This is a genomic window from Ralstonia sp. Ralssp110, assembly GCF_047325135.1.
Classification (GTDB): Bacteria; Pseudomonadota; Gammaproteobacteria; order Burkholderiales; family Burkholderiaceae; genus Ralstonia; species Ralstonia mojiangensis.
The window spans coordinates 38,237-59,769 of record NZ_CP168609.1 but is presented as its reverse complement, the minus strand read 5'-3'; the positions used below and the strand labels follow the sequence as shown (position 1 = coordinate 59,769).

The 21,533-nt window shown below is 64.9% G+C and carries 21 protein-coding genes; 11 read left to right on the top strand and 10 right to left on the bottom strand.

Features of this window, described 5'->3' with window-relative positions:
* Positions 1-495 precede the first annotated feature (495 nt).
* Positions 496-837: a DUF1488 family protein gene (locus tag ACEN9T_RS00960; protein WP_004627574.1), complete on the top strand. Its 342-nt coding sequence runs from the start codon at positions 496-498 to the stop codon at positions 835-837.
* A gap of 77 nt (positions 838-914) precedes the next feature.
* Here the strand turns inward: ACEN9T_RS00960 and ACEN9T_RS00955 are convergent, their stop codons facing one another.
* From ACEN9T_RS00955 to ACEN9T_RS00945, 3 genes are all read right to left on the bottom strand, one after another.
* The gene (locus ACEN9T_RS00955) at positions 915-2,612 is read right to left on the bottom strand and encodes an AMP-binding protein (RefSeq protein WP_413706156.1); all 1,698 of its coding nucleotides are present in this window, start codon (positions 2,610-2,612) and stop codon (positions 915-917) included.
* Between the two features lie 149 nt (positions 2,613-2,761).
* Positions 2,762-3,283: a hypothetical protein gene (locus ACEN9T_RS00950; RefSeq protein ID WP_092972316.1), complete on the bottom strand. Its 522-nt coding sequence runs from the start codon at positions 3,281-3,283 to the stop codon at positions 2,762-2,764.
* 145 nt (positions 3,284-3,428) lie between these two features.
* Entirely contained in the window at positions 3,429-4,313 is an 885-nt protein-coding gene (locus ACEN9T_RS00945) for a LysR substrate-binding domain-containing protein (RefSeq protein ID WP_092972058.1), read from the bottom strand.
* Between the two features lie 131 nt (positions 4,314-4,444).
* Here ACEN9T_RS00945 and ACEN9T_RS00940 point away from each other — a divergent pair, with 131 nt between their 5' ends.
* Positions 4,445-5,203, top strand: a complete 759-nt coding sequence (locus tag ACEN9T_RS00940; protein WP_092972059.1) for a sulfite exporter TauE/SafE family protein — start codon at positions 4,445-4,447, stop codon at positions 5,201-5,203.
* Positions 5,204-5,220: 17 nt separating this feature from the next.
* Positions 5,221-5,505, top strand: a complete 285-nt coding sequence (locus tag ACEN9T_RS00935; protein ID WP_413706155.1) for a hypothetical protein — start codon at positions 5,221-5,223, stop codon at positions 5,503-5,505.
* A 248-nt stretch (positions 5,506-5,753) separates the two neighbouring features.
* Here the strand turns inward: ACEN9T_RS00935 and ACEN9T_RS00930 are convergent, their stop codons facing one another.
* The 4 genes from ACEN9T_RS00930 to ACEN9T_RS00915 form a co-directional block, all read right to left on the bottom strand.
* Entirely contained in the window at positions 5,754-6,272 is a 519-nt protein-coding gene (locus ACEN9T_RS00930) for a hypothetical protein (RefSeq protein ID WP_413706154.1), read from the bottom strand.
* Positions 6,269-7,522 (bottom strand): sialidase family protein, encoded by a 1,254-nt coding sequence (locus tag ACEN9T_RS00925; protein ID WP_413706153.1) that lies wholly within the window; start codon positions 7,520-7,522, stop codon positions 6,269-6,271. The genes ACEN9T_RS00930 and ACEN9T_RS00925 overlap by 4 nt, the downstream gene beginning before the upstream one ends.
* On the bottom strand, positions 7,522-9,840 hold the full coding sequence (locus ACEN9T_RS00920) for a TonB-dependent receptor (RefSeq protein ID WP_413706152.1): 2,319 nt from the start codon (positions 9,838-9,840) through the stop codon (positions 7,522-7,524). Before ACEN9T_RS00920 ends, ACEN9T_RS00925 begins: the two co-directional genes overlap by 1 nt.
* Before the next feature lie 84 nt (positions 9,841-9,924).
* On the bottom strand, positions 9,925-10,326 hold the full coding sequence (locus tag ACEN9T_RS00915; protein WP_413706151.1) for a DUF2946 domain-containing protein: 402 nt from the start codon (positions 10,324-10,326) through the stop codon (positions 9,925-9,927).
* 200 nt (positions 10,327-10,526) lie between these two features.
* Here ACEN9T_RS00915 and ACEN9T_RS00910 point away from each other — a divergent pair, with 200 nt between their 5' ends.
* Positions 10,527-11,705: a hypothetical protein gene (locus tag ACEN9T_RS00910; protein ID WP_413706613.1), complete on the top strand. Its 1,179-nt coding sequence runs from the start codon at positions 10,527-10,529 to the stop codon at positions 11,703-11,705.
* A gap of 12 nt (positions 11,706-11,717) precedes the next feature.
* On the opposite strand, the gene ACEN9T_RS00905 is transcribed toward ACEN9T_RS00910, so the two are convergent.
* Positions 11,718-13,172 (bottom strand): MFS transporter, encoded by a 1,455-nt coding sequence (locus ACEN9T_RS00905; protein ID WP_413706150.1) that lies wholly within the window; start codon positions 13,170-13,172, stop codon positions 11,718-11,720.
* A 177-nt stretch (positions 13,173-13,349) separates the two neighbouring features.
* On the opposite strand from ACEN9T_RS00905, the gene ACEN9T_RS00900 reads away from it, so the two are divergent.
* On the top strand, positions 13,350-13,961 hold the full coding sequence (locus tag ACEN9T_RS00900) for a TetR/AcrR family transcriptional regulator (protein ID WP_413706149.1): 612 nt from the start codon (positions 13,350-13,352) through the stop codon (positions 13,959-13,961).
* A 41-nt stretch (positions 13,962-14,002) separates the two neighbouring features.
* Entirely contained in the window at positions 14,003-15,031 is a 1,029-nt protein-coding gene (locus ACEN9T_RS00895; protein WP_413706148.1) for a TraB/GumN family protein, read from the top strand.
* 4 nt (positions 15,032-15,035) lie between these two features.
* Here the strand turns inward: ACEN9T_RS00895 and ACEN9T_RS00890 are convergent, their stop codons facing one another.
* Positions 15,036-15,344, bottom strand: coding sequence for a DUF1272 domain-containing protein (locus ACEN9T_RS00890; protein WP_413706147.1), 309 nt, complete (start codon positions 15,342-15,344; stop codon positions 15,036-15,038).
* Between the two features lie 21 nt (positions 15,345-15,365).
* Positions 15,366-16,319 carry a sugar-binding transcriptional regulator gene (locus ACEN9T_RS00885; RefSeq protein ID WP_092972070.1) on the bottom strand — a complete coding sequence of 318 codons (954 nt, stop codon included), beginning with the start codon at positions 16,317-16,319 and terminating at the stop codon, positions 15,366-15,368.
* 336 nt (positions 16,320-16,655) lie between these two features.
* Here ACEN9T_RS00885 and ACEN9T_RS00880 point away from each other — a divergent pair, with 336 nt between their 5' ends.
* The 5 genes from ACEN9T_RS00880 to ACEN9T_RS00860 are packed head-to-tail and all read left to right on the top strand — an operon-like array spanning position 16,656 to position 21,510.
* Positions 16,656-17,861, top strand: a complete 1,206-nt coding sequence (locus ACEN9T_RS00880; protein ID WP_413706612.1) for an ABC transporter substrate-binding protein — start codon at positions 16,656-16,658, stop codon at positions 17,859-17,861.
* Entirely contained in the window at positions 17,861-18,844 is a 984-nt protein-coding gene (locus tag ACEN9T_RS00875) for a carbohydrate ABC transporter permease (RefSeq protein WP_413706146.1), read from the top strand. Before ACEN9T_RS00880 ends, ACEN9T_RS00875 begins: the two co-directional genes overlap by 1 nt.
* Positions 18,841-19,662, top strand: a complete 822-nt coding sequence (locus ACEN9T_RS00870; RefSeq protein WP_092972071.1) for a carbohydrate ABC transporter permease — start codon at positions 18,841-18,843, stop codon at positions 19,660-19,662. The genes ACEN9T_RS00875 and ACEN9T_RS00870 overlap by 4 nt, the downstream gene beginning before the upstream one ends.
* A complete protein-coding gene (locus ACEN9T_RS00865) occupies positions 19,659-20,375 on the top strand; it encodes an HAD family hydrolase (protein ID WP_092972072.1) in 717 nt (238 codons plus the stop codon). Before ACEN9T_RS00870 ends, ACEN9T_RS00865 begins: the two co-directional genes overlap by 4 nt.
* Before the next feature lie 34 nt (positions 20,376-20,409).
* Entirely contained in the window at positions 20,410-21,510 is a 1,101-nt protein-coding gene (locus ACEN9T_RS00860; protein WP_413706145.1) for an ABC transporter ATP-binding protein, read from the top strand.
* Positions 21,511-21,533 lie beyond the last annotated feature (23 nt).

Genomic DNA, 21,533 nt, shown 5'->3' with positions numbered 1-21,533 from the left:
GCAGCGGCGAGCCTTCGGGAGCGGACCATGGGAACAATCAAACGGGGAACAGCGAGCTTGACCGCTCGTTTGGGGTGGGAACGTCACACTGCCAATTGGCAGGTGATTCCTACGCGTCGGCGCCTTTTTCAAACACGCCTTCCGGCGACGCGCGCCTCCACCGTTTTGCTCTGGCTGGTAGCTTTCTCGATTGCCATCGGCGTCGGGCTGCTGCACAGATTGTGGTAACCAAAAAACATAACTGAAATTTGTACGGGGAAGGTCGCAGCGCGAGAGCGAACCCGCAGTCAACTACCGAATTAACAGACCGTATAACGGCACCGAGGGATAGTCCGACCCGCTTCACTGGGTCAATCGCACCGGATGGATTCAACATCTGGAGCATCATCATCCCTCCATTCGGAAACACGCTCCCGCATGTGATCATTTGCGCCGCGAAAGCGGCATGTGGGGTATGCCGCTCAAACGGCACGCCTGATCAATGGGGGGAGCATCATGAACATTTCATTCACCGGCAAGACCTTCAGGTCCGTAGGCGACCTGTTCTTCCAAGCCATTGTCGACGGCAAGGTCGTGAGTTGTTTCGTCACGTCTGAAGCGCTGTCGCTCTGCGATTGCGCGCATCAGAAAATCACGGCCGAAGAGGTCTACCGCAATTACCGCGACTGGATTGAGCTGGCTGCGTCGGACCTGATCCGCGCTGGCTCGCTCGCCCCTGTCATCGTGCGCGGCCGCGACCTGGCCGCTTCACGCGCATCGCTGCCGCACGGTGGCGTGCCGGCTTACGATCTGGATCGCGCGCGCCAACTGCGCCTGGTCCCGCGTTCGTCGCGCTGATATCTGTCAGCGCTGGCGCAGCGGAACGTGCGGTCGGGGGGCTGCACGTTCCGTGGGTGCCAAGCACACCGCGCAAATCAATCGGCCGGGAAATCCTCTTCCCAATATTCCTGCATGTTGCGTACGCCCGCGGCGCTTTCGCTGCGCGCGGCTTCGCGCATGCGCAGTTCGACACGACGGATCTTGCCCGAGATGGTTTTGGGCAGATCGGCAAATTCGATGCGGCGCACGCGCTTGTAGGAAGCCAATCGGCTGCGGCAAAACCCAAGGATGTCCCGCGCCAGTTCCGGGCCGGCTTCGTGCCCCGCACGCAGGACCAGAAACGCTTTCGGCACGGCCAGGCGCAACGGGTCGGGACTTGGCACAACAGCGGCCTCAGCGATGGCCGGGTGTTCGATCAGCACGCTCTCCAGCTCAAATGGGCTGACACGGTAATCCGATGCCTTGAATACGTCATCGGCGCGGCCGACGTAGGTCAGGTAGCCACTGGCATCGCGCGCCGCAATGTCGGAGGTGTGATACACGCCGCCGCGCATGGCTTCGGCGGTTTTGTCGGCGTTGCCGGCGTAGCCCTCCATCAGGCCGGTCGGGCGTGAATTCAATTCGATGCAGATCTCGCCCTCTTCCGCCTCACGGCCGTCGGGGTCGCGCAGCGTGATGCGGTAGCCCGGCAGCGGCCGGCCCATCGAGCCCGCTTTGACCGGTTGCCCGGGGCTGTTGCCGATCTGGCAGGTGGTTTCGGTCTGGCCGTAGCCGTCGCGAATGGTGATGCCCCACGCCGCGCGCACGCGTTCGATCACCTCTGGGTTGAGCGGCTCGCCGGCGCCCACGAGTTCGCGCAGCGCGGGCTTCCATGCGGCCAGGTCTTCCTGGATCAGCATGCGCCACACCGTGGGCGGTGCGCACAGCGTCGTCACCTTGGCGCGGCAGAGCACATCGAGCGCCGCCTTGGGTTCGAAGCGCGCGTAGTTGTAGATGAAGACGGTGGCGCCGGCATTCCACGGCGCGAAGAAGCAGCTCCACGCGTGCTTGGCCCAGCCGGGCGAGCTGATGTTCCAGTGCACATCCCCCGGGCGCAGGCCGATCCAGTACAGCGTGGACAAATGCCCGACCGGATAGCTCGCATGCGTATGCATCACGAGTTTGGGTTTGGACGTGGTGCCAGACGTGAAATACAGCAGCAACGGATCGTTAGCCTGCGTTGGCGCGTCGGGCGTGAATTTGGCGGATGCATCGTAGGCATCTTCAAAGCGGTGCCAGCCGGGCGGCGCCTTGTCCGTACCGACCGCGATGCGCGTAAAGGTGCCCGAGACCACGTCGAGCTTGGCGCAATCTGCCCCGCCCACCACCACGTGGCTCACCTCGCCCATGGCAATGCGTTCACGCAAGTCTTCGGCGGTGAGCAGTGTCGTGGCTGGGATGATGACCGCGCCAATCTTGATGCTGGCGAGCATCACATCCCAAAGACCGGGCACGTTGCCGAGCATGAGCAGGATACGATCGCCGCGCTGCACACCCAGCGCCCGCAAGTGGTTGGCCACGCGCGCCGAGCGCTCGGCCATCTGCGCGAACGACAACCGCGTTTCGTTGCCCTGATCGTCGACCACCCAGAGGGCGATGCCGTCGTTGCCACGCGCCATGGCGTCGAAATAATCGAGCGCCCAGTTGAAGCGATCCAGCTTGGGCCATGCAAAATCGCGCACGGCGGTGTCGTAATCCTCACGGTGCGCGAGCAGAAAATCGCGGCACCGCAGGAAGGCGTCCAGCGATGTCATGCCTGTCTCCTGGGGTTCGGAGCGTGTTGTGCACGCTCCAACTGCACGCGCCTCGTCCGGGCGCTACGGAAACGCATCTGCAACCGACATCGCCACTTATAGGAGGAATTCTTCCGCCAGACCAGCCCGGATTGTCCCGAGCCATGCGCTCATTGCGAGCGCGGCGGAAAACGCAGCGAACGGCCGCCACCCAGGCTCAGCCACGCCCAGGCCGTTGCGGCAACCACGACACCCAGCACGACGATCCACTGGGCGCTGACCAGCATCAGCTCAATCGTGCCGGCCATGTCCGGCAGGATCTGCGGCCAGGCGGGCGCAAGCCAGCCGTCGGCGTCGAACCATGCGCCGCGTCCGGCACCCGTGGCCAGTTCCACCGCGAGCAGCGCCGCATTGATGGCCGCGAATGCCATGCCGCTGTGTGCCAGCAGGCGGCTGAACACCGGCAGTTCATACAGGGGCTTCATATATTGGATGTGCCGCGTGAGCGACCACGCGCACACGATGAGCAACGCAACGCCGATGGCAACCATGGGCGCCGGGCTGCGCAGGCACACGCCCAGCGCGATCCACGCCAGCGCATTGACCTCGTGGCGCCGATAGATGCGCAACGCACGCGCCGCGTGCAGCAGGCCAATCGGCGGAACACCAGGGGGAACACCGGCAGACGCCATGATGTGCTCCATGAGCAGAGGGTTGGTGCGGCGCCGCACGCCTGTGGCGCTGTGCGGCCCGCAACTGCTTGCAGTGTACCGACGCGTTTTCACACGCGCGAGTTCAAACAGCATTCCTCAGCCAAATGACGGACGCGCAACGCGCTCAGGCCTCGCGCAAATGCTCGATCAACTGGCGTGCGAAGACGGGCAGGTCATCGAAATGACGCACGCAGATGCGCAGCAGGCGCGTCGCCCAGGCGTCGGTCAGGCGTACACGGCGGATGCCCATGGAACGCTGCAACCGGATCGCCGCATGCTCGGGAATGACGCCCACGCCCACGTTGCGTTCCACCATGCGGCAGACGGCGTCGAAGCTGCGCAACCGCACGCGGTATTTGAGCCGGTGACCGGCGCGCGCAGCATGCCCCGCGAGATACGCCTGCAAGGCGTTGTCGCCCGTCAGGCCGACGAAATCTTCCTGCAAGGTTTCAACGAAGGCCAGCTCACGGCGATCGGCCAGCGGGTGGTCGCGCGCGGTCACCAGCACGAGGCGGTCGTGGCGGAACGGAAAGGTCTCCAGCCCGGACAAGTCCACCGCGTCGTTGACGATGCCGATGTCTGCCCGCCCCTGCGCAATTGCTTCGACAATCTCGTGGCTGACCAGCTCTTCCAGGTCGATATCCACTTCAGGATGTGCAGCCAGGAAAGCGCTGAGCGTTTCCGGCAAGAACTCGGTCATGGCTGCCGTGTTGGAAAGCAGCCGCACGTAGCCCTTGAGGCCACGCGCATATTCGCCCAGCTCGCCACGCATGCGATCCATCTGCTGCAGGACGACGCGAGCGTGATGGACGAGCGTGCGGCCGGCAGCGGTCGTTTCCACGCCACGCCGGTTGCGCGTGAGCAGCGGCACGCCCAGTGTGTCTTCCATGCCGCGGATGCGCGCGCTGGCAGACGCCAATGTCAGGTGCGCACGCTCGGCCCCCGCCGTGATGCTGCCGGCTTCGGCGGTATGGAGGAAGAGTCGCAGGTCGGTCAGATCAAAGCGCACGATGCATCTCAAAATTGGCATGAGCCTCAGTTTCACACTGAGGCAAGGTCAATGTATCGCAGATTGCCGCGCAATTCCCAGTGCCGGAAACTGAGGCATCCCAAAACAGAACATCCCCAAATTCGCCCCCAATGGAATCCGCCACGCTGCTGCTTTTTGGCGCGGGCCTGCTCGCCGGCATGATGAATGCGCTGGCGGGCGGCGGCTCGTTTGTCACCCTGCCCGCGCTCATGTTCGCGGGTGTGCCCTCAGTCTTTGCCAATGCGTCGAGCACGGTGGCGCTGCTACCCGGCGCGGCCACCTCGGCGTGGGCGTACCGCGCGGACTATCGCGGGTTCGGGCAGGTCTCGATGCGCGCAATGGTGGGGATCAGCCTTGTCGGCGGGCTGCTCGGCGCGCTGCTGTTGATGAACACGTCGTCCCGCGCGTTCGATTTCATCGTGCCGTGGCTGCTGCTGATCGGCTCGCTCGCATTTACCTTCGGCAAACAGGCCGGTGTGTGGCTGCGCCAGCGCATGCAAATCGGACGGACCACGCTGCTGGTCTCGCAAGGCGCGTTGGCCATCTATGGCGGCTATTTTGGTGGCGCGGTCGGGATCATGATGATGGCCGTCTGGGCACTGTTCGGCCACGACGACATCAAAGCATTGAACGCCTCGCGCACGCTGCTCGTGGGCGCGACCAACCTCGTGGCCGTGGTCTGTTTTGCCCTGGCCAAGATGGTGTTGTGGCCGCAGACGCTGGTCATGCTGGTGGCTGCTGCGCTGGGCGGCTATCTGGGCGCCCATGTGGGCAAGCGTTTGCCGGTGCCGATTGTGCGGGCGCTGATTTCCACCTTCGGCTTTTCGATGACGGCGCTGCTGTTCTGGCGCGCCTGGTCACACGTTTGAGTATGAGGAGAACCGCCATGTCGCACATGCAACCTCATCCGACGCACCGCACGCTCGCGCCACGCGCCTATCGTGATCCGCATCCCCATCGAGATCGGGCAGCGCGCAATGCCTGGCACGCCCATCTTGCTGAAACCACCTCTGCCAAGCCGGAAATGACGGGTGCGCAAGCGGTGTTCTACATCGCGCGTGGTGTTGCTCTTCTGCTGGCCGCCGTGGCGGTGGGCCTGGGTGCGGCATCCGATGATGCGGAGCGCCCTTCCGCGCAATACCCCTCTTCTTCGCACGCGACAACGCGCTGAGGGCGCGTTATCATCCGCCCCCCGCAGCACAGGCCCGTTCAATACAAATCCAGTATCGATCGGGCAAAGAAAAAGCCCGCGGGCCGGGGGGCGGGCGGGCTTAACATCTTCAGCCTTTGACGACGAAAGATGGTCGGGTGTGCTTTGTGAACGAGCAATGCGCCGGAATTCACAAAGCGAGGCCATTATAAAAAGTGCACGCCCCCCGCCATACCCCAACAACGAGGGGGGTCTGCGTCATTTTCTGATTAATCCCTGAGCGCTGTGTCCAGTGTCTGCGGCGTCAGCAACCCGCTCGATGCATGGCGCTTGCCGTCCGGGCGCAAGATGATCGTGCGCGGCATCTCGCCCTGCCAGCCAGGATCGAGCGCGGCGCGCAGCCGCTCCGGCATGTCTTCGGCATTGGCGTACTGCGGCACGCGGGCAATGTCGATCTTCCTGTCGCGGGCCAGCGGCGCCAGCACGCGATTCAGCATCTCGGCTTGGTCGGGCCCGTCCATCGACACCATCACCACATCCACATCTTGCTTGGCGCTACGCCGCCATTGCGCGATACGCGCGATGTTCTCGCGGCAGTAGCTGCATTCCAATGACCAGATTTCGACGATGAGCGGGCGCGCGGGTGGCGTCTGCAGCAGCGCCGGCACATCACGCGCATGCAACGGCTGGAACTGCAGCGCACCTGCGGCCTGCGCGGCGAAGGTGGCGGTAAAGGCGGCGGCGGATAGCGCCACGCCCATCGCAAACGATTTCCATCGAATCTTCATTTCGATGCCTCCAATGATGGATTGGACGGGCTGACATTGCTGACATCAATCAGCCGATAGCCCTCGGCCTGCGTGCGCCACGATAGATAGACACGGCCATCGCGCGTGAGCAGTTGCGGGTGATCGCTTCCGCTATCGGTGTTTGCCACGCTGGCCGGCGCTGTCCAGTGCGCGCCGCCATCGGTCGATTTGCGCAGCAGGATCTGCATGCGGTCTTCAGCAAACTGTTTCCAGACGAGCCACAGTGCGCCATCCTCCGCGAGCAGCGCGGGGTGCGACGCCTGCGCACCAGCTTGTGCCGAACCGGCAAAGGACCATGCGCCGCCGATCGGCTTGCCGTCGGCCGAGAGCCGGCTGTAGAACAGGCCAGGCTTGTCCTGCAGCACCGAGAACCACGCCATGTGCCGCACGCCATCCGCCGTAACGACCAACGCGGGGCCATGGTGCGGACACGCATCGACGCGCCATTCCGAGAACGTTGCGCGCGTGACGGTAAGCGGCGTGTTACCAATCGGTAATGTTGTCAATGCGTGGTCGCGGATCTGCCCCGCAAACACGTTGCGCCACAGCGCGAGCATGTGGCCGTCGGCATCGGGCGCCAGCGCAATGCGGCAGCATTCGCAGGTCTGGTCGATGACCTTGCGCTCGGGTGCGAAGGTAGCACCGCGGTCGGTCGAAACGGTGTAATACACCGCCGCGCCGTCGTACGGCTGTTTGGCAGCCTGCGCGCGCAGCAGGTCGCGCTTGTCGATCCACGTGACGAAGATATGGCCAGCGCTGTCGACCGCAATCGAATCGAAGCGGTGTGTGATCGGCTGGCGGTCGTGGTGGACGGTGATTGGCGCGCTCCACGTCTTGCCGCCGTCAAGCGAGCGAGAGAAACGCACGAAGCCCGTGTACGGCGCATCGAGCGGGCGCGACCAGCTTACATACAGCGCGCCGTCCGGGCTGGCGATGACTTTCGGACGGTTCTCGCCGTCGGTATAGATCGGCTCGGGTTGCGGGTTCACACGCTGCGGCTTGGAGAGCGTCTTGCCGAGGTCATCGGATGAGGCGATCACCACGTGCTGCCCTTCTGCCCACGTCACCCACAAGCGCCCTGCCTTGTCGAACGCCGCGGTCGTCGCAAGCTGCGGCTTTGCGGCAGGCTTGGCTGCCATGGCGCCGTGGTCGTGGCCTTCGTGCGCGGGCGCCACCGTGGCCGCGAGCGCCAGCAGCGCACCGGCAAGGAATCGAGGAATCGACTGCATTACAGACGCCATTTCAGTTGCCCATAGAAGGTGCGCGACGGGTACGGGTGATACACGAAATACCGCCGGTCGGTCAGGTTGTCGATTCCCAGCGCCAGCGTGATGTGCTTGTCGATGCGGTAGCTGGCCTTGAGGTCCACGGTGAAGAAGCTGCTGGTGCCACCGTAGACGTTCGGCAGCACATCGGTGTTGTCGAGCGTGCCGTATTGGCGGCCGGAGTAACGCACGCCCGCGCCGATCGTCCAGTCAGGCGTGGCATGCCAACTCGCAAAGAGATTGGCGCGCACGCGCGGCATGCGCGGCCAGGTCTTGTCGACGTAGGTTGGGTTGGCGGCGTCGGCCAGCGTTTTAGATTGCGTGAAGGCGACGTTGGCTTCAACGTCAACGCCGCGCACACCCGCATCCTGCAGAACGTCCTGCCCTGAATACGCCAGTTCGATACCGCGCGTGCGCACGCGGTCCACGTTCTGTACGTTCGTCACGTTGGGTGTGACCGTGATGTTGGTCTGCGTGTAGATGCTGTCGCGCACGTCGCTCTGGAACAGGCTGGTACGCAGCACGCCGTAGGGCACAGCCTGCTCGACGGTGAAGTCGAAATCGTTGGCGCGTTCAGGCTTGAGGTTCGGGTCGTTGTTGACGATCGTGTTGCCGCTGATCGTGCCCTGGAACAACTCCGCCACCGTCGGAAAGCGCACTGCACGGCCGTACGACAAGCGCAGCAGCGTGTCGTGCGTCGCCTGCCATTGAATGGCCGCCTTGGGCGAAAACGCGTCTTCGGTACGGCTGGCGTAGCCCAGCGTGCTTGTGCCGTTGCCCAACTGGCCGTTGTAGGCGCGCCAGCTTTCGTAGCGCAGGCCCAGGGTGGCCAGCCAGCGCGGCGCAAACGCCCACGCGTCCTGCAAGAAGACGGCCTGCGTTTGCGTGTCGCCCTGGTAGCTGGATTTCAACGTGGATAGCGTTTCCGCCGACCAGTTCGTCGCGTTGAAGGTCTGGTTGCGCAGGTGGTATTGGTCGTAGTGGTAACCGGTCGTGAAGGTATGGCCGGACACCGTGGGCGAAGTCGCCTTGATGTCGAAGTTGGACCAGCCGGTGCCGTCGCCGTAGAACACGGTGCCGGGTCCATTGCCGGCCGCCGTGTTCGAGGCGCGCAGGATGTCGCGCGAAACGTTGTAGGCCGACGCGTTGGTGTCGATCTTCCAGCCGCCGATCTTGCCTTTCACGCCCAGGCCGTAGAGCCAGTTTTCCTGGTCGCCGTTTTGCGGGGCGAAGGTGTTCGGGGCGATCGTATAAGGCGTGCCGTTGATCAGCACATTGCCACCCGTGACGGTGTTGCCGGCGGCGTCGCGCAGGAAACTGAGCGCCTGATCGTTGAAATGGTTTTCCCAATGGCCCAGCGTGAGCGATGCCTCCAGGCTGTCGCTGAACACGTAGCCGAATCGCAGCGTCTCTTGCAGCTGCTGCGTGCGCTCAAGCATCTGGGGCCCGAGAATCACGCGCGGCTGGCCGTTGGGGCCGAGATCCTGCCGCGCACCCGTGACCGGCACGGGCGTGCTGCCTGCGGTGAACCTCGAGTTGGGCGTGGCGTATTGCATCGGCTGGCTGTCGTTCTCCAGCCGGTCGACCGACAGCGCATACCAGAACTTGCCGATGCGGTCGCCCAGCGATGCGCTTTCGTGGTTTCCGGTGACGTTGCGCGAAAAGCCATAGGCATCGTTGTAATGCTGGCTCATCACCTGCGTCTGCGCGGCGGCCTCGAATTTTTCGGGGCGGCGCAATGTCATCGCGATGGTCGTGCCCATCGAATTGCCCGGCAGCAGCGCCGAGAACGGCCCATACAGAATATCGACGCGCGCCAGGTCGTCCGGCCCGACCATCGACCAGCGCGGCGGGAAGCTGTAGCTCGACCCAAGCAGGTTCGAAAGCAGGATGCCGTCGGCATACAGCAGGCCGCGTGCGCTTTGAATTTCGTTGAAATCGCGGCCGGCAAAGATGGAGTTGCGGTCGCCAATGAAGCGGCGGCGCACCATCACGTTGGGCTGGTATTTGACCGCGTCTTCGGTGGTGACGACGTTGCGGTCGTCCAGTTGATCTGCCGTCACGCTTTGCACGACTGCGGGCGTATTGCGGGCGAACGGCGCGGGGTTGGCGTTGGCCCGCACCACGGTGGGCGCGAGTTCCTGCGTGACTGGCACGGGCACGGGGGCCGCATCGTCGGCGGCAAAAGCAGACAGCGGTGCCGCCGCGCTCAGGGCGAGCGCAGCACGGCACACCAGCGTGCGCTTAGGAGCAGCGGCCCCAGCGCGCTTGTGGAATGACATCGGAAAGGTCTCCGGATTGCGATGGCGTTGGCCGCAACGAGGGCCAGACGCAAAGGCGCCACGGAGTGCATCCCCGCAGGCGCGTCAGATCGACAACGACGGAGAAGCGGGAGGCGCGCGCGACTCGGCCACGCGCAGCGCGCTGCGCGCGTAGACGGGCGCCGGTGTGGCCGGCTGCCGCACGCGATAGACGAAATGGGCGGAGGGAACATCCAGCGCCGGCAATGAGGCCAGCGCCAGCCCGGCTGCAAACCCCGGGCAATATAGACAGTGCGCCACGCTGTGGTGGGCGGCCGAATCGTCGGTAGAGCCATCGCCTTGCAGGTCGATGGCAACCTGCACGGTGCTGCCATGCGGGGCCGTTGCGCTGCACAGCTCGACGGCAAGGGTGCCCGTGGCCGCCGCACGGGCGGAAGCGAGCACCGGCGACAGTACGTTCAGTACGATCGCAAGCCAGACGAGGAAGAACCAGCGGCGATGGAGCATGGGTGGACAACGTCAGAATGTGTGGAGTATAGCGCTGCACACAGTTCCCCGAATTGCCTGCGGCACAGTGCCGCGCATCGGGAAAATCGGCGGAGATCGACTGGCGCTTGGATTGGAATTAGCCTTAATTATTGAATCGACTATAATTTATACCGACTTCCATAATCAGGTCTAAAACAGGGCTTTCCATGGATTCCCGAATCGACTCCGGCGACACCGCCCGCTTCAACTTCCACCGCCAGGACCTTGCCAACACGCTGTGCGACAGCCTGGAAGGCAAGGGTTTGGCCGACGCGCGCTCGGGACTGTTCCTGGCGGCGCCCCGGCGCACCGGCAAAAGCACGTTCCTGCGCGAAGACCTGGTGCCCGAGGTCGAGCGCCGGAAGTGGATCGCCATCTACGTGGATTTATGGGCCGACCGCGCCCGCGACCCTGGCCTGCTGATCGCCGATGCCATCAAATCGAAGCTGGCCCAGTACGACGGGCCGATCGCGAAGCTGGCCAAGCAGGCCGGGATGGAAAAGGTCGACGTGCTGCGCACCTTCACCTTCAACCTCGGCAAGATCGGGCTGCCGCCGGGCATCACCCTGGCCGACGCGCTGGATGTGCTCTACAAGGCGGTGCAGCGGCCTGTCGTGCTGATCATCGACGAGGCGCAGCACGCGCTGTCCACCGAGGCCGGCACCAACGCCATGTTCGCGCTCAAGGCCGCGCGGGACCAGATGAACCAAGGCGTGGACGAACCCCGTCTCTTCCTCGTCTTTACGGGGTCGAACCGTGACAAGCTTGCCAACCTGCTACTCAATCGCACGCAGCCGTTTTTCGGCTCGCGCGTAACCAACTTTCCGCTGCTGGGGCGGCCGTATGTGTCAGCGTACACGGCGTGGGTCAACCAGCACCTGGCGCCGAATAACCAGTTCAAGGAAGACGACATGTTTGCCGCCTTCCAGTTGGTCGGCCACCGGCCCGAGATGCTCAAAGGCATCGTCAGCGAGATCGCCCTGGAGCTGGGTGAAGCCGCCAGCCTGGGCGAGCTGCTCAAGCGCGGCGCGCAGGGTTTTCGCGATCGCATCTGGGGCGAGATCGAAAGCGATTACAGCGCGCTGACGGAAATCCAGCGCGCCGTGCTGGCGGTGCTGATCGAGCGCGGGCAAAGCTATTCGCCGTTCTCTGAGGATTCGATGAAGGCGTATGCGGCAAAGCTGAGCCACAGCGATTTTTCCACCGCCACGGTGCAAGCTGCGCTGGATGCGCTGCGCGACAAGAACCTGATCTGGAAGGAATCGCGCGGCGCCTACGCGCTGGAAGACGAAAGCCTGGCGCTGTGGTTTCGCGAGACGCGGGGGGCGCATGCCGTGCCGCCGCGGTTGAGCGAGTAGCACGCCAGATCGTCAAACAGCCGCCACCGGCACCGCCTGCGTGCGGCCGAGCAGGCCCCACACCACCGCCGCCGACACCACCGATACGACGGCCAGCGCATGGGCAATCTGCGCAAACGCGGCAACGTAGGCCGAGATGAGCGTCGGCGCCGATCCGGCCGGCAGCAGCGTCAACGCTGCGGGTACGTTGCCCATGGCGGTGCGATGTGCGGCCTCCATCCAGGTCGCTACGTTCGCACTGCCCGACGCGCCGGCCTGCGAAACGATGAGCGCCGTCAGCACCGCGCCCACCACGGCCAGCGCAATCGCCTCGCCAGCCACGCGCGTGGTGCTGAAGATGCCGGTGGCCATACCTGCGCGCTCCTTGGGCACCACGCTCACCGACAGACCATCCATCAGCCCCCACGCGAAGCCCGTGCCGAAGCCCGTGAGCAGCATCGGCAGAATCCACGCAGCGGCCGGCTGGCCTGGCGCGACATCGCCCAGCCACCAGAAGCCCATCGCCGCCACCACCAGCCCGCCGCACGTCAGCGCCGCCGCAGACCACCGATGCGCGAGTTGCACCGCCAGCAGCGGCACCACCAGCAACGGGAGCGACAAGGCAATCATCGTGATGCCTGCCTCGGTTTCGCCCTGCCCCTCGATGCCGATGAGGCGCGCGGGCAGCAGTACCAGCATCGCCACGTAGCACGCCGTGGCGAGCGGCAAGAACTGCACGCCGACAAAACGACGGAAGCGGAAGAGCGAGAGATCCAGCATCGGCCTGACCACGCGCTGCTCGATGGCGACGAACACGGCCAGCCCAAGCGCCGACGCAGTGAACAACGCCAGCACCACGCCGTCGCCCCAGCCGCGCTCGGGCACTTCCATCAGCGCCCACGTGAGCAGGACAAGCGTGGCTGTAAAGCTTGCGGCGCCGGCCCAGTCGACGCCGCGCGCATCGGGATCGCGCGTTTCCCGCATGCGCGGCACGCCAAACACAAAAGCCAGCGCGCCCACCACCGCGCACAGCACGAAGATGGCGCGCCAGCCTTGCGTCTGCACCAGCGCGCCCGCAATCAACGGCCCGAAGGCCAAACCCACGCCAAAGGTCGTCCCCAGCAGGCTGAAGGCGCGAATGCGCGCATGCCCATCAAACTCCTGTGCCAGCGCAGCCGAGCCACCCGCCAGCGACATCGCCGCCGCCACGCCCTGCAGCGCGCGCAGCCATCCGATGGCGTTCACGCTGGGCGCCAGCGCGACGCCAATCGATGCCAGCACGAACAGTGCGATCCCGCCGGCGAACACGCGCTTGCGGCCATACGAATCGGCCATCGCACCTGCCACCATCAGACAACTGCCGAAGGCCAACATGAAGCCATTGACCACCCAGTTGAGCGCCGTGGCACTGCCGCCCAACACGCGGCCGATGGCCGGCGTGGCCACCGCCGCACCGGTGAAAGACAGCGGCAGGACCAGTCCTGCCATGCAAACCGCCGCCAGCACCAGCCAGCGCCCGGCGTGTTGTGGGCGATGCGAAATCGTCGTATTCAAGGGAGCCTCTTATTTTTGTATCGATCGGTATACAAATTAACGAGGCGACACGGCCGACGTCAAGGATTAATATATTGACCGGTACAGAAATAGGGATTTCAGGACTTCATCATGGCGACACGAGGACGCCCCCGCACCTTTGATCGCGACGAAGCCTTGCGCCAGGCCATGACCGTGTTCTGGGCGCGCGGCTACGAAGGCACCACGCTCGACGAACTCAAGCTGGCGATGGGCGGCATCACCGCGCCGAGCTTCTACGCGGCATTTGGTTCGAAGGAAGCGCTCTTTCGCGAGGCCGTTGCGCTGTATCGGCAGACGGCCGGCAGCACCACGGCCATCGCCCTGACCGAACCGGCTACAGCGCGCGAATCCATCGACGCGCTTTTGCGCAGCAACGCCCTTGCCTTCAGCCAGCCGGACGCGCCGCGCGGATGCATGGTCGTGCTCGGCGCGCTGCTGTGTTCGGCCCCCAATCAGCAGGTGCAGGAGGACTTGCGCGCGATCCGGCTGGCAACCATCGAGGCCATCCGGACGCGCATCCGCCGCGGCATGGATGAAGGCGACGTGCCTGCCACGGCCAACGCCGATGCACTTGGCGGTTACTACGCGACCGTGCTCAACGGCCTGTCGATCCAGGCGCGCGACGGCGCCCCGCGTGAGGCATTGATCGCGACCGTCGATTGCGCGATGGCCGCGTGGGACGCGATGGTCTGCGCCCGCTAAACTGCACAGACGACCACAACAATATTTCGGGGAGCAGCCAAATGGCACGCAATCGCACCACGTGGCGCGCGCTGGCGGCCGCGCTTTTTCTGCTGATGGGCGCGGGCGCCGCCCTCGCGCAAGACGCAACGCTAGCACAGGCACAAGCACAGGCCCCGGCCGCGAACTGTCCGCCCCCGGCCTCCAGCTTCATCCCCAAGGACGGCTGGGCCGCCGCCGCGCAACGCGCGACCGACCACGGCCTGCTTTGGCGTATCGAAAAGAACGGTCACACGTCGTGGCTCTACGGGACGATCCATGTGGCACGAGCTGACTGGATGCTGCCCGGCCCGACCGTGCGCAGCGCGCTTCAGCAGGTGGATAGCATCGCGCTCGAACTCGACCTGCTCGACAAGGACGTCGACCGCAAGCCGCTCACAGCACAAAACAGCGCAGAAGATCGCCGCCTCATGGCTGGCCGGCGCGGTGAACGCTTCAACAAGCTGCTCTCCGCGGCTTGCCTGCCCGATACGGCCCTCACACAGATCCGCAAATTCCAGCCGACCATGCAGTTGGCCTCGCTGGCGGTGCTGGGGGTACGCACGGACGGGCTCTATCCCGATTTCGGCATCGACCTGTTTCTGACGACCTACGCCAAGAGCGTGCACTTGCCCATCGTGCCGCTCGAAACGCTGGCGCAGCAGGTGCGCGTGCTCAACGAGATCGTGCCGAAGAACGAGGTTGCGCAGCAATTCGACACCGTGCTCGACGCGATTGAATCCGGCGAGGCGCGTACGCAGACGCTCACCCTCGCCAATGCGTGGGCCGACAGCGACATCAGCACGCTGGAGCACTATCCGCAGTGGTGCGATTGCCTGAAGACGGCGACGGATAAACGCGCCTTCCAACGCCTGGTGACGAATCGCAACCGCGCCATGGCTGACAACATTGCGCGCGTGCACAACAGCGGCCAGCGCGTGTTTGGCGCTGTGGGGGCGTTGCACATGATCGGGCCGAAAGGGATTCCGGCGCTGCTGGCCGCGCGCGGATACAAGGTCACGCCGGTGTTGCCGGCGGCTGCACCGCGTTAGACCCTCAGCGCTTTTCCGGCGGCGCGGCTCCAACAGCCGCCGCCAGTTCGGCATGCGCGGCCAAGTCTGCGCGACGATGCTTGACCGTCGTGCTGGCCGGGTGCTTGCCCAGGAAATTGCCGTTTCTCCAATCTTTCGACGGGCGGATCGGCCGCGCCGTAAAGCCGCCCCCGCAGTTCGGACACACATTGCCGAACACGCCGTCCGCGCACGTCGCGCAGAATGTGCATTCGAATGAGCAGATGCGCGCGTTGGTCGCGTTGGGCGGCAGCGCCGTGTTGCAGTGTTCGCAAGTTGGGCGGAGTTCGAGCATTGCGTCCTCGGTGTGGTGGGTTCAGTCCATTGCAGCCAGAATCCGCTGCGCGGACGCTTCGTCGGTCACAAGACCGGTCAGCCAGCCGCCTCGCAACGCCGCCCCGATCGCGCCCGCCTTGGCCACGCCGCCAGCAATGGCGATTACCGGGCGAGATGGCATCGGCTTGAGCGGCAAGCTGGTGATGCGGGTCTGCAGTGGTACATCCAGCAAGCGCCCCTGGGCGTCGATCGGCCGGCCGATCAACTCGCCTGCCGCGCCATGGGCAAGCAGATCTTCCACATCCTTCGCACTGATGAAGCCATCGACCTGCAATGCGCAACCGGGCCCGATCGTGCCGACCCCAATGAAGGTGACATCGGCCTGCGCAGCCAGATCGGCCACCACGCCGTAGAGCCGGTGCTGGCACCACTGCCGGGTGTCTTCGGCGCTGTCTGCAACGAGCGGCGCAGGAAGCTGGTAATAGCGGCTGCGGGTTTTCTCTGCCGCGGCAAGCGCGACGTCGTAACGGTTGGACGAGCCATCCGCCGCAATCGCCCCGACCATCGAGACGATGCGATGCTGCGGCCGGTCAAGATCGGGAAGTTGGTCGATCGCGGCGCGCAGCGTGCGGCCCGAGCCGACATTCACCACGCGCGGCGCGTCGGCCAGCAGGTGACGCTCCATGATTTCTGCGGCGGCCACGGCAATCATGCGCTGGGCGGCGTCGGCGTCGTCGGCACTGGCCGGCACCACATGGCAGGTCTCCAGCCGGAAACGGCTGCGCAGGTTCTCCGCCAACTCCAGACACGCTGACACCGGGTGCGTCACGCGCACCTTCACCAGCCCGTGCTCCACCGCATAGGCAATCAGCCGCTGCGCGATCTGGCGCGACACGCCCAACTGCTCGGCGATGTCGTGTTGCGTGTGGTTGCCGACGTAGTAAAGCCACGCCGCACGCGCGGCCTGGTCTCGTTTTTCCTGCTGCTTGGACACGCAGCGCCTCCTCTAGAACCTTGGCGATATGGCGTGCATCGTAGCGTGCTTTTGCCCTTTTACCGAGCATTTGCTTGACAAGCGCAACACCGCATCCGATTATTTGCTCACAACACGGACAATTGCTCAAAGCCCGAAGCAAGTCCAGGCGGTGCGCCCGCATCGCCACATTCCAAGAAAGGAGACGACTGCATGTTCCGCACGCTTCTGCGCGGGATGGCCCGCCCATCCCAACTACTCAAGCTGACCGCCCTCGCTGCCTTCCCCGCTCTCTGCGCTATCACTGCGCATGCCGCGCCCACCACGCTCACGATTGCCACGATCAACAACCCCGACATGATCGTGCTGCAGAAGCTGTCGAGCCAGTTCGAGCAGGCGCACCCCGACATCAAACTGCGCTGGGTCACGCTGGAAGAAGGCGTGCTGCGCCAGCGCGTGACCACCGACATCGCCACCGGCAGCGGCCAGTTTGACCTGATGACGATTGGCGGCTATGAAGCGCCGCTGTGGGCCAAGAAAGGCTGGCTCGCCCCGCTGGACATGCCCGCCAGCTACGACACGGCCGACCTGCTGCCGACGGTGCGCGACGGGCTCTCGCAGGGCGGCAAGCTCTTCGCCGTGCCGTTCTATGCCGAAAGCTCGATGACGTACTACCGGCGGGATCTGTTCAGCGCAGCCGGCCTGAAGATGCCCGAGCAGCCCACGTATGACGACATTGCAAAGTTCGCCGCCAAGCTGCACGACCCCGCCAAAGGGGTGTACGGCATCTGCCTGCGAGGCCGTGCGGGCTGGGGCGAGAACATGGCGCTGATATCGACCATGGTCAACACGTTCGGCGGCCGCTGGTTCGACGAGAAATGGCAACCGACCATCGACACGCCGCAGTGGAAACAAGCGGTCAACACGTATGTCGACCTGCTGAAGAAATACGGCCCGCCCGGCGCAAGCAGCAACGGCTTCAACGAAAACCTCGTGCTGTTCTCGGGCGGCAAGTGCGGCATGTGGATCGACGCCACCGTCGCGGCCGGCATGGTCAGCAGCGCGAAGGATTCCAAGGTGGCCGACAAGGTCGGCTTTGCGAATGCGCCCATCGCCAGCACGCCCAAGGGCTCGCACTGGCTGTGGATCTGGGCGCTCGCGGTGCCGAAGTCGTCGAAATCGCCGGAGGCTGCCAAGACGTTTGCGGCGTGGGCGACATCCAAGGAATACATCCGCGCCGTGGCCAAGGCCCAGGGCTGGGGCGAGGTGCCGCCGGGCACGCGTGCATCGACGTATGACGACCCGGCCTACCAGAAGGCTGCGCCGTTCTCGAGCTTCGTGCGCCACGCCATCGAGACTGCCAACCCGAACGATCCGTCTGCGCAGAAGGTGCCGTACACCGGCGTGCAGTTCGTGACGATTCCGGAGTTCCAGTCGCTGGGCACGGTGGTTGGCCAGGCGATTGCCGGCGCGCTCACAGGCAAGACGACTGTGGACGACGCGCTCCGTGTCTCGCAATCGCAGGCCCAGCGTGCGATGCGCCAAGGCGGCTATCTGAAGTGATGCAGCCGCTGCTGCGCCCCGGAGGTTTCATGGAACACGTATTGGAGTCGCACCCGAAATCGCAGATGAGCGGCGTGGGTGGTACGCCGTCACCGGCCCAGCCACAGCGCGCCCGGCGCTGGCTGCCGACGCTGCTGGTGTCGCCGTCGGTACTGGTCCTGCTGCTGTGGATGACGGTGCCGCTGGCGATGACGCTGTATTTCTCCGTCAGCCGCTACAACCTGCTCAACCCGGATCAGACCGGCCTGGCGGGGCTCGACAACTACCGCTTCCTGGTCGAAGACCCCGCCTTCTGGCCGGCCATCGGCAACACGCTGGTGCTGATCGGCTCGGTGCTGGTGATCAGCGTCGTGGCGGGCACGTTGCTGGCTGTGCTGTTCGACCAGCCGTTTGCGGGGCGCGGTGTGGCGCGCATTCTCGTCATCAGCCCGTTCTTTGTCATGCCGACGGTGGCGGCGCTCATCTGGAAGAACATGATGCTGCACCCCGTGTACGGGCTGGCCGCGTGGGTGGCGCGCCTGTTCGGCGTCGAGCCGGTGGATTGGCTCGCGACACAGCCGATGCTCTCCGTGATCATCATCGTTGCGTGGCAGTGGACGCCGTTTGCCTTCCTGATCCTGCTGACGGCGCTGCAATCGCTCGACCCCGAGCAGAAGGAAGCCGCGCAGCTCGACGGCGCGAGCCCGGTGCGCATCTTCTGGCACATCGTGCTACCGCACCTGAAGCGTGCGATTGCCGTGGTGGTGATGATCGAGACCATTTTCCTGCTGTCGATCTTCGCCGAAATCCACACCACCACCGCAGGCGGCCCCGGCACGGCCACGACCAACCTCGCCTACTTCGTCTACAGCCTCGGCTTGCAGCAGTTCGACATCGGCATTGCGTCGGCCGGCGGCATCGTGGCCGTGGTGCTGGCAAACGTGGTGGCGTTCTTCCTCGTCCGCATGCTGGCGCGCAACCTGAAGGGAGTGCACGAGCAATGAGCACCCTCACCTCAACCTGGCGCACGCGGCTTGCGGGCGTTCTGGCGTGGGCGATTGCCCTGGCGCTGTTCTTCCCCATCGCCTGGGCAACGCTGACCGCCTTCAAGACCGAGCAGGACGCCTATACGCCCACGCTGTGGTTCACGCCCACGCTCGACAGCTTCCGCGAGGTGTTGGAGCGCGCGCACTACCCGAGCTTCCTCGGCAACTCGCTGGCGGTGTCGATCCTCTCCACGCTGCTGGCGCTAGCGATCGCCATTCCGGCGGGATATGCGATGGCGTTCTTCCCGAACAAGCGCACGCAGCAGGTGCTGCTGTGGATGCTGTCGACCAAGATGATGCCCGCCGTGGGCGTGCTGCTGCCGGTGTACCTGCTGGCAAAGACGGCCGGGCTGCTGGACTCCATCACCGCGCTCGTCATCGTCTACACGCTCGCCAACCTGCCGATTGCCGTGTGGATGGTCTTCACCTATTGCAACGACGTGCCGCGCGAGATTCTGGAGGCCGCACGCATGGACGGCGCCAACCTCTGGCAGGAACTGGTCTACGTGTTGCTGCCGACGATGCTGCCCGGGCTGGCCTCCACGGCGCTGCTCCTGCTCATCCTGTCGTGGAACGAAGCGTTCTGGAGCCTGAACCTGACCAGCATCGATGCCGCGCCGCTCACCGTGTTCATTGCGTCGTACTCCAACCCGGAGGGGCTGTTCTGGGCGAAGCTGTCGGCGGCCTCGGTACTGGCGATTGCGCCGATCCTCGTGCTGGGTTGGCTGGCGCAACGGCAACTTGTGCGCGGCCTGACATTCGGGGCCGTGAAATGACACCACACGCCAACGAATATGCCAACGCGCGCGCCCCCGCCTACCTGATCTGCGATTGCGACGGCGTGCTGATCGACAGCGAATCGGTGGCGTTGCGCGCGCTGATCCGCACGTTGGGTCCGCACATACCGCATCTTTCATCCGCCGCGCTGGAAGACATGCTTGAACCGCGTCTGGGCATGAACACGATGGCACTGCTGAGCGAGTTGCAGAGCAGCGTCGGCTTTCATCTGTCCGACGCGCAACTAGCCAAGGTGCTGGCCGACGTCGAACACGACTGCGCCACGCAATCGCAGCCGGTGCCCGGCATTGCCAACCTGCTCGCCACGCTGCCGCAGCCCAAGGCCGTCGCCAGCAACAGCAGCCGCCTGCGCATTGAAGCGAGCCTGCGTCGCGCCGGACTGCGCGAGCTGTTTGGCGAGCATATCTATAGCGCCTACGAAACACCGCGGCCCAAACCGGCACCCGACGTGTATCTCGCCGCCTGTGCGGGCCTGCGTGCCAGCCCCGCGCAATGCCTCGTCATTGAAGACAGCGACACCGGCGTGCGCGCCGCCCGCGCTGCCGGCCTGACCGTATTCGGCTTTGCCGGCGTTGCGCATGTGCCGGCAGTCGCCACGCAGCGCCTGCTGGCTGCCGGCGCACGCCACGTCTTTACCGACATGCGGGCACTGGCCGATGCGCTTTCGTCGACGCTCGCCACGCCCGCCTGACCCGCACACAGAACACGCCCAAGGAGACCTCGCCATGGCCAGCCTGACCCTGCGCAATCTGCAGAAGCGTTACGAGCAGAACACGGTTCTGCACGACATCAACCTCGACATTGCCGATGGCGAATTCGTTGTCTTCGTCGGGCCATCGGGCTGTGGCAAATCGACATTGCTGCGCACGATTGCAGGCCTGGAGGGCATCGATGCCGGCGACCTGTTGATCGGCGATACGCGTGTGAACGATGTGGTGCCCGCCAAGCGCGGCATTGCGATGGTGTTCCAGTCGTACGCGCTGTATCCGCACATGAGCGTGTACGACAACATGGCCTTTGGGCTGAAGCTCTCGGGCATGAAGCGCGAAGCCATCGACGCTGCCGTACGCCGCGCCGCCGAAGTGCTGCACATCGATGCGCTGCTCGATCGCAAGCCGCGCCAGCTCTCCGGGGGCCAACGCCAGCGCGTGGCCATTGGTCGAGCCATCACCCGCGAGCCGAAGGTCTTCCTGTTTGACGAGCCGCTCTCCAACCTCGATGCCGCCCTGCGCGTGAAGATGCGTCTGGAGTTTGCCCGCCTGCACGACACGCTCAAGACCACCATGATCTACGTCACGCACGATCAGGTGGAAGCCATGACGCTGGCCGACAAGATCGTCGTGCTGCGTGACGGACGCATCGAACAGGTGGGCTCTCCGCAGACGCTGTATCACCATCCGGCCAGCCAGTTTGTAGCGGGCTTCATCGGCTCGCCCAAGATGAACTTCCTGCGTGGCGTCGTTGATCGTGCCGATGCGTCGGGCGTCTCCGTGGCGCTCGCGGGCGGCCAACAGCAGGTGGCCGTATCGCCGGGTGAACTGCGTGCGGGGGATGCCGTCACGCTCGGCATCCGCCCGGAGCATCTGCATCTCGACACGGCCGGCACCCTGCGGGGCACCGTCACGCATATCGAGTCCCTGGGCGACGTGGCCTATCTGCATGCCGATTGCGAAGCCGCACCCGACGGTCTTGTGCTGCGCGTGCCGGAATCGACCCGGCTCGCGCACGGCAGCGCCATCACGTTGTCTGCCGACGCCGCGCACTGCCACCTGTTCGACGCCGAAGGCCGTGCGCTGGCGCGCCTGCAAGCGCAACTGGCCGCCTGAGGTTCACACCGCCCAACGTTGCT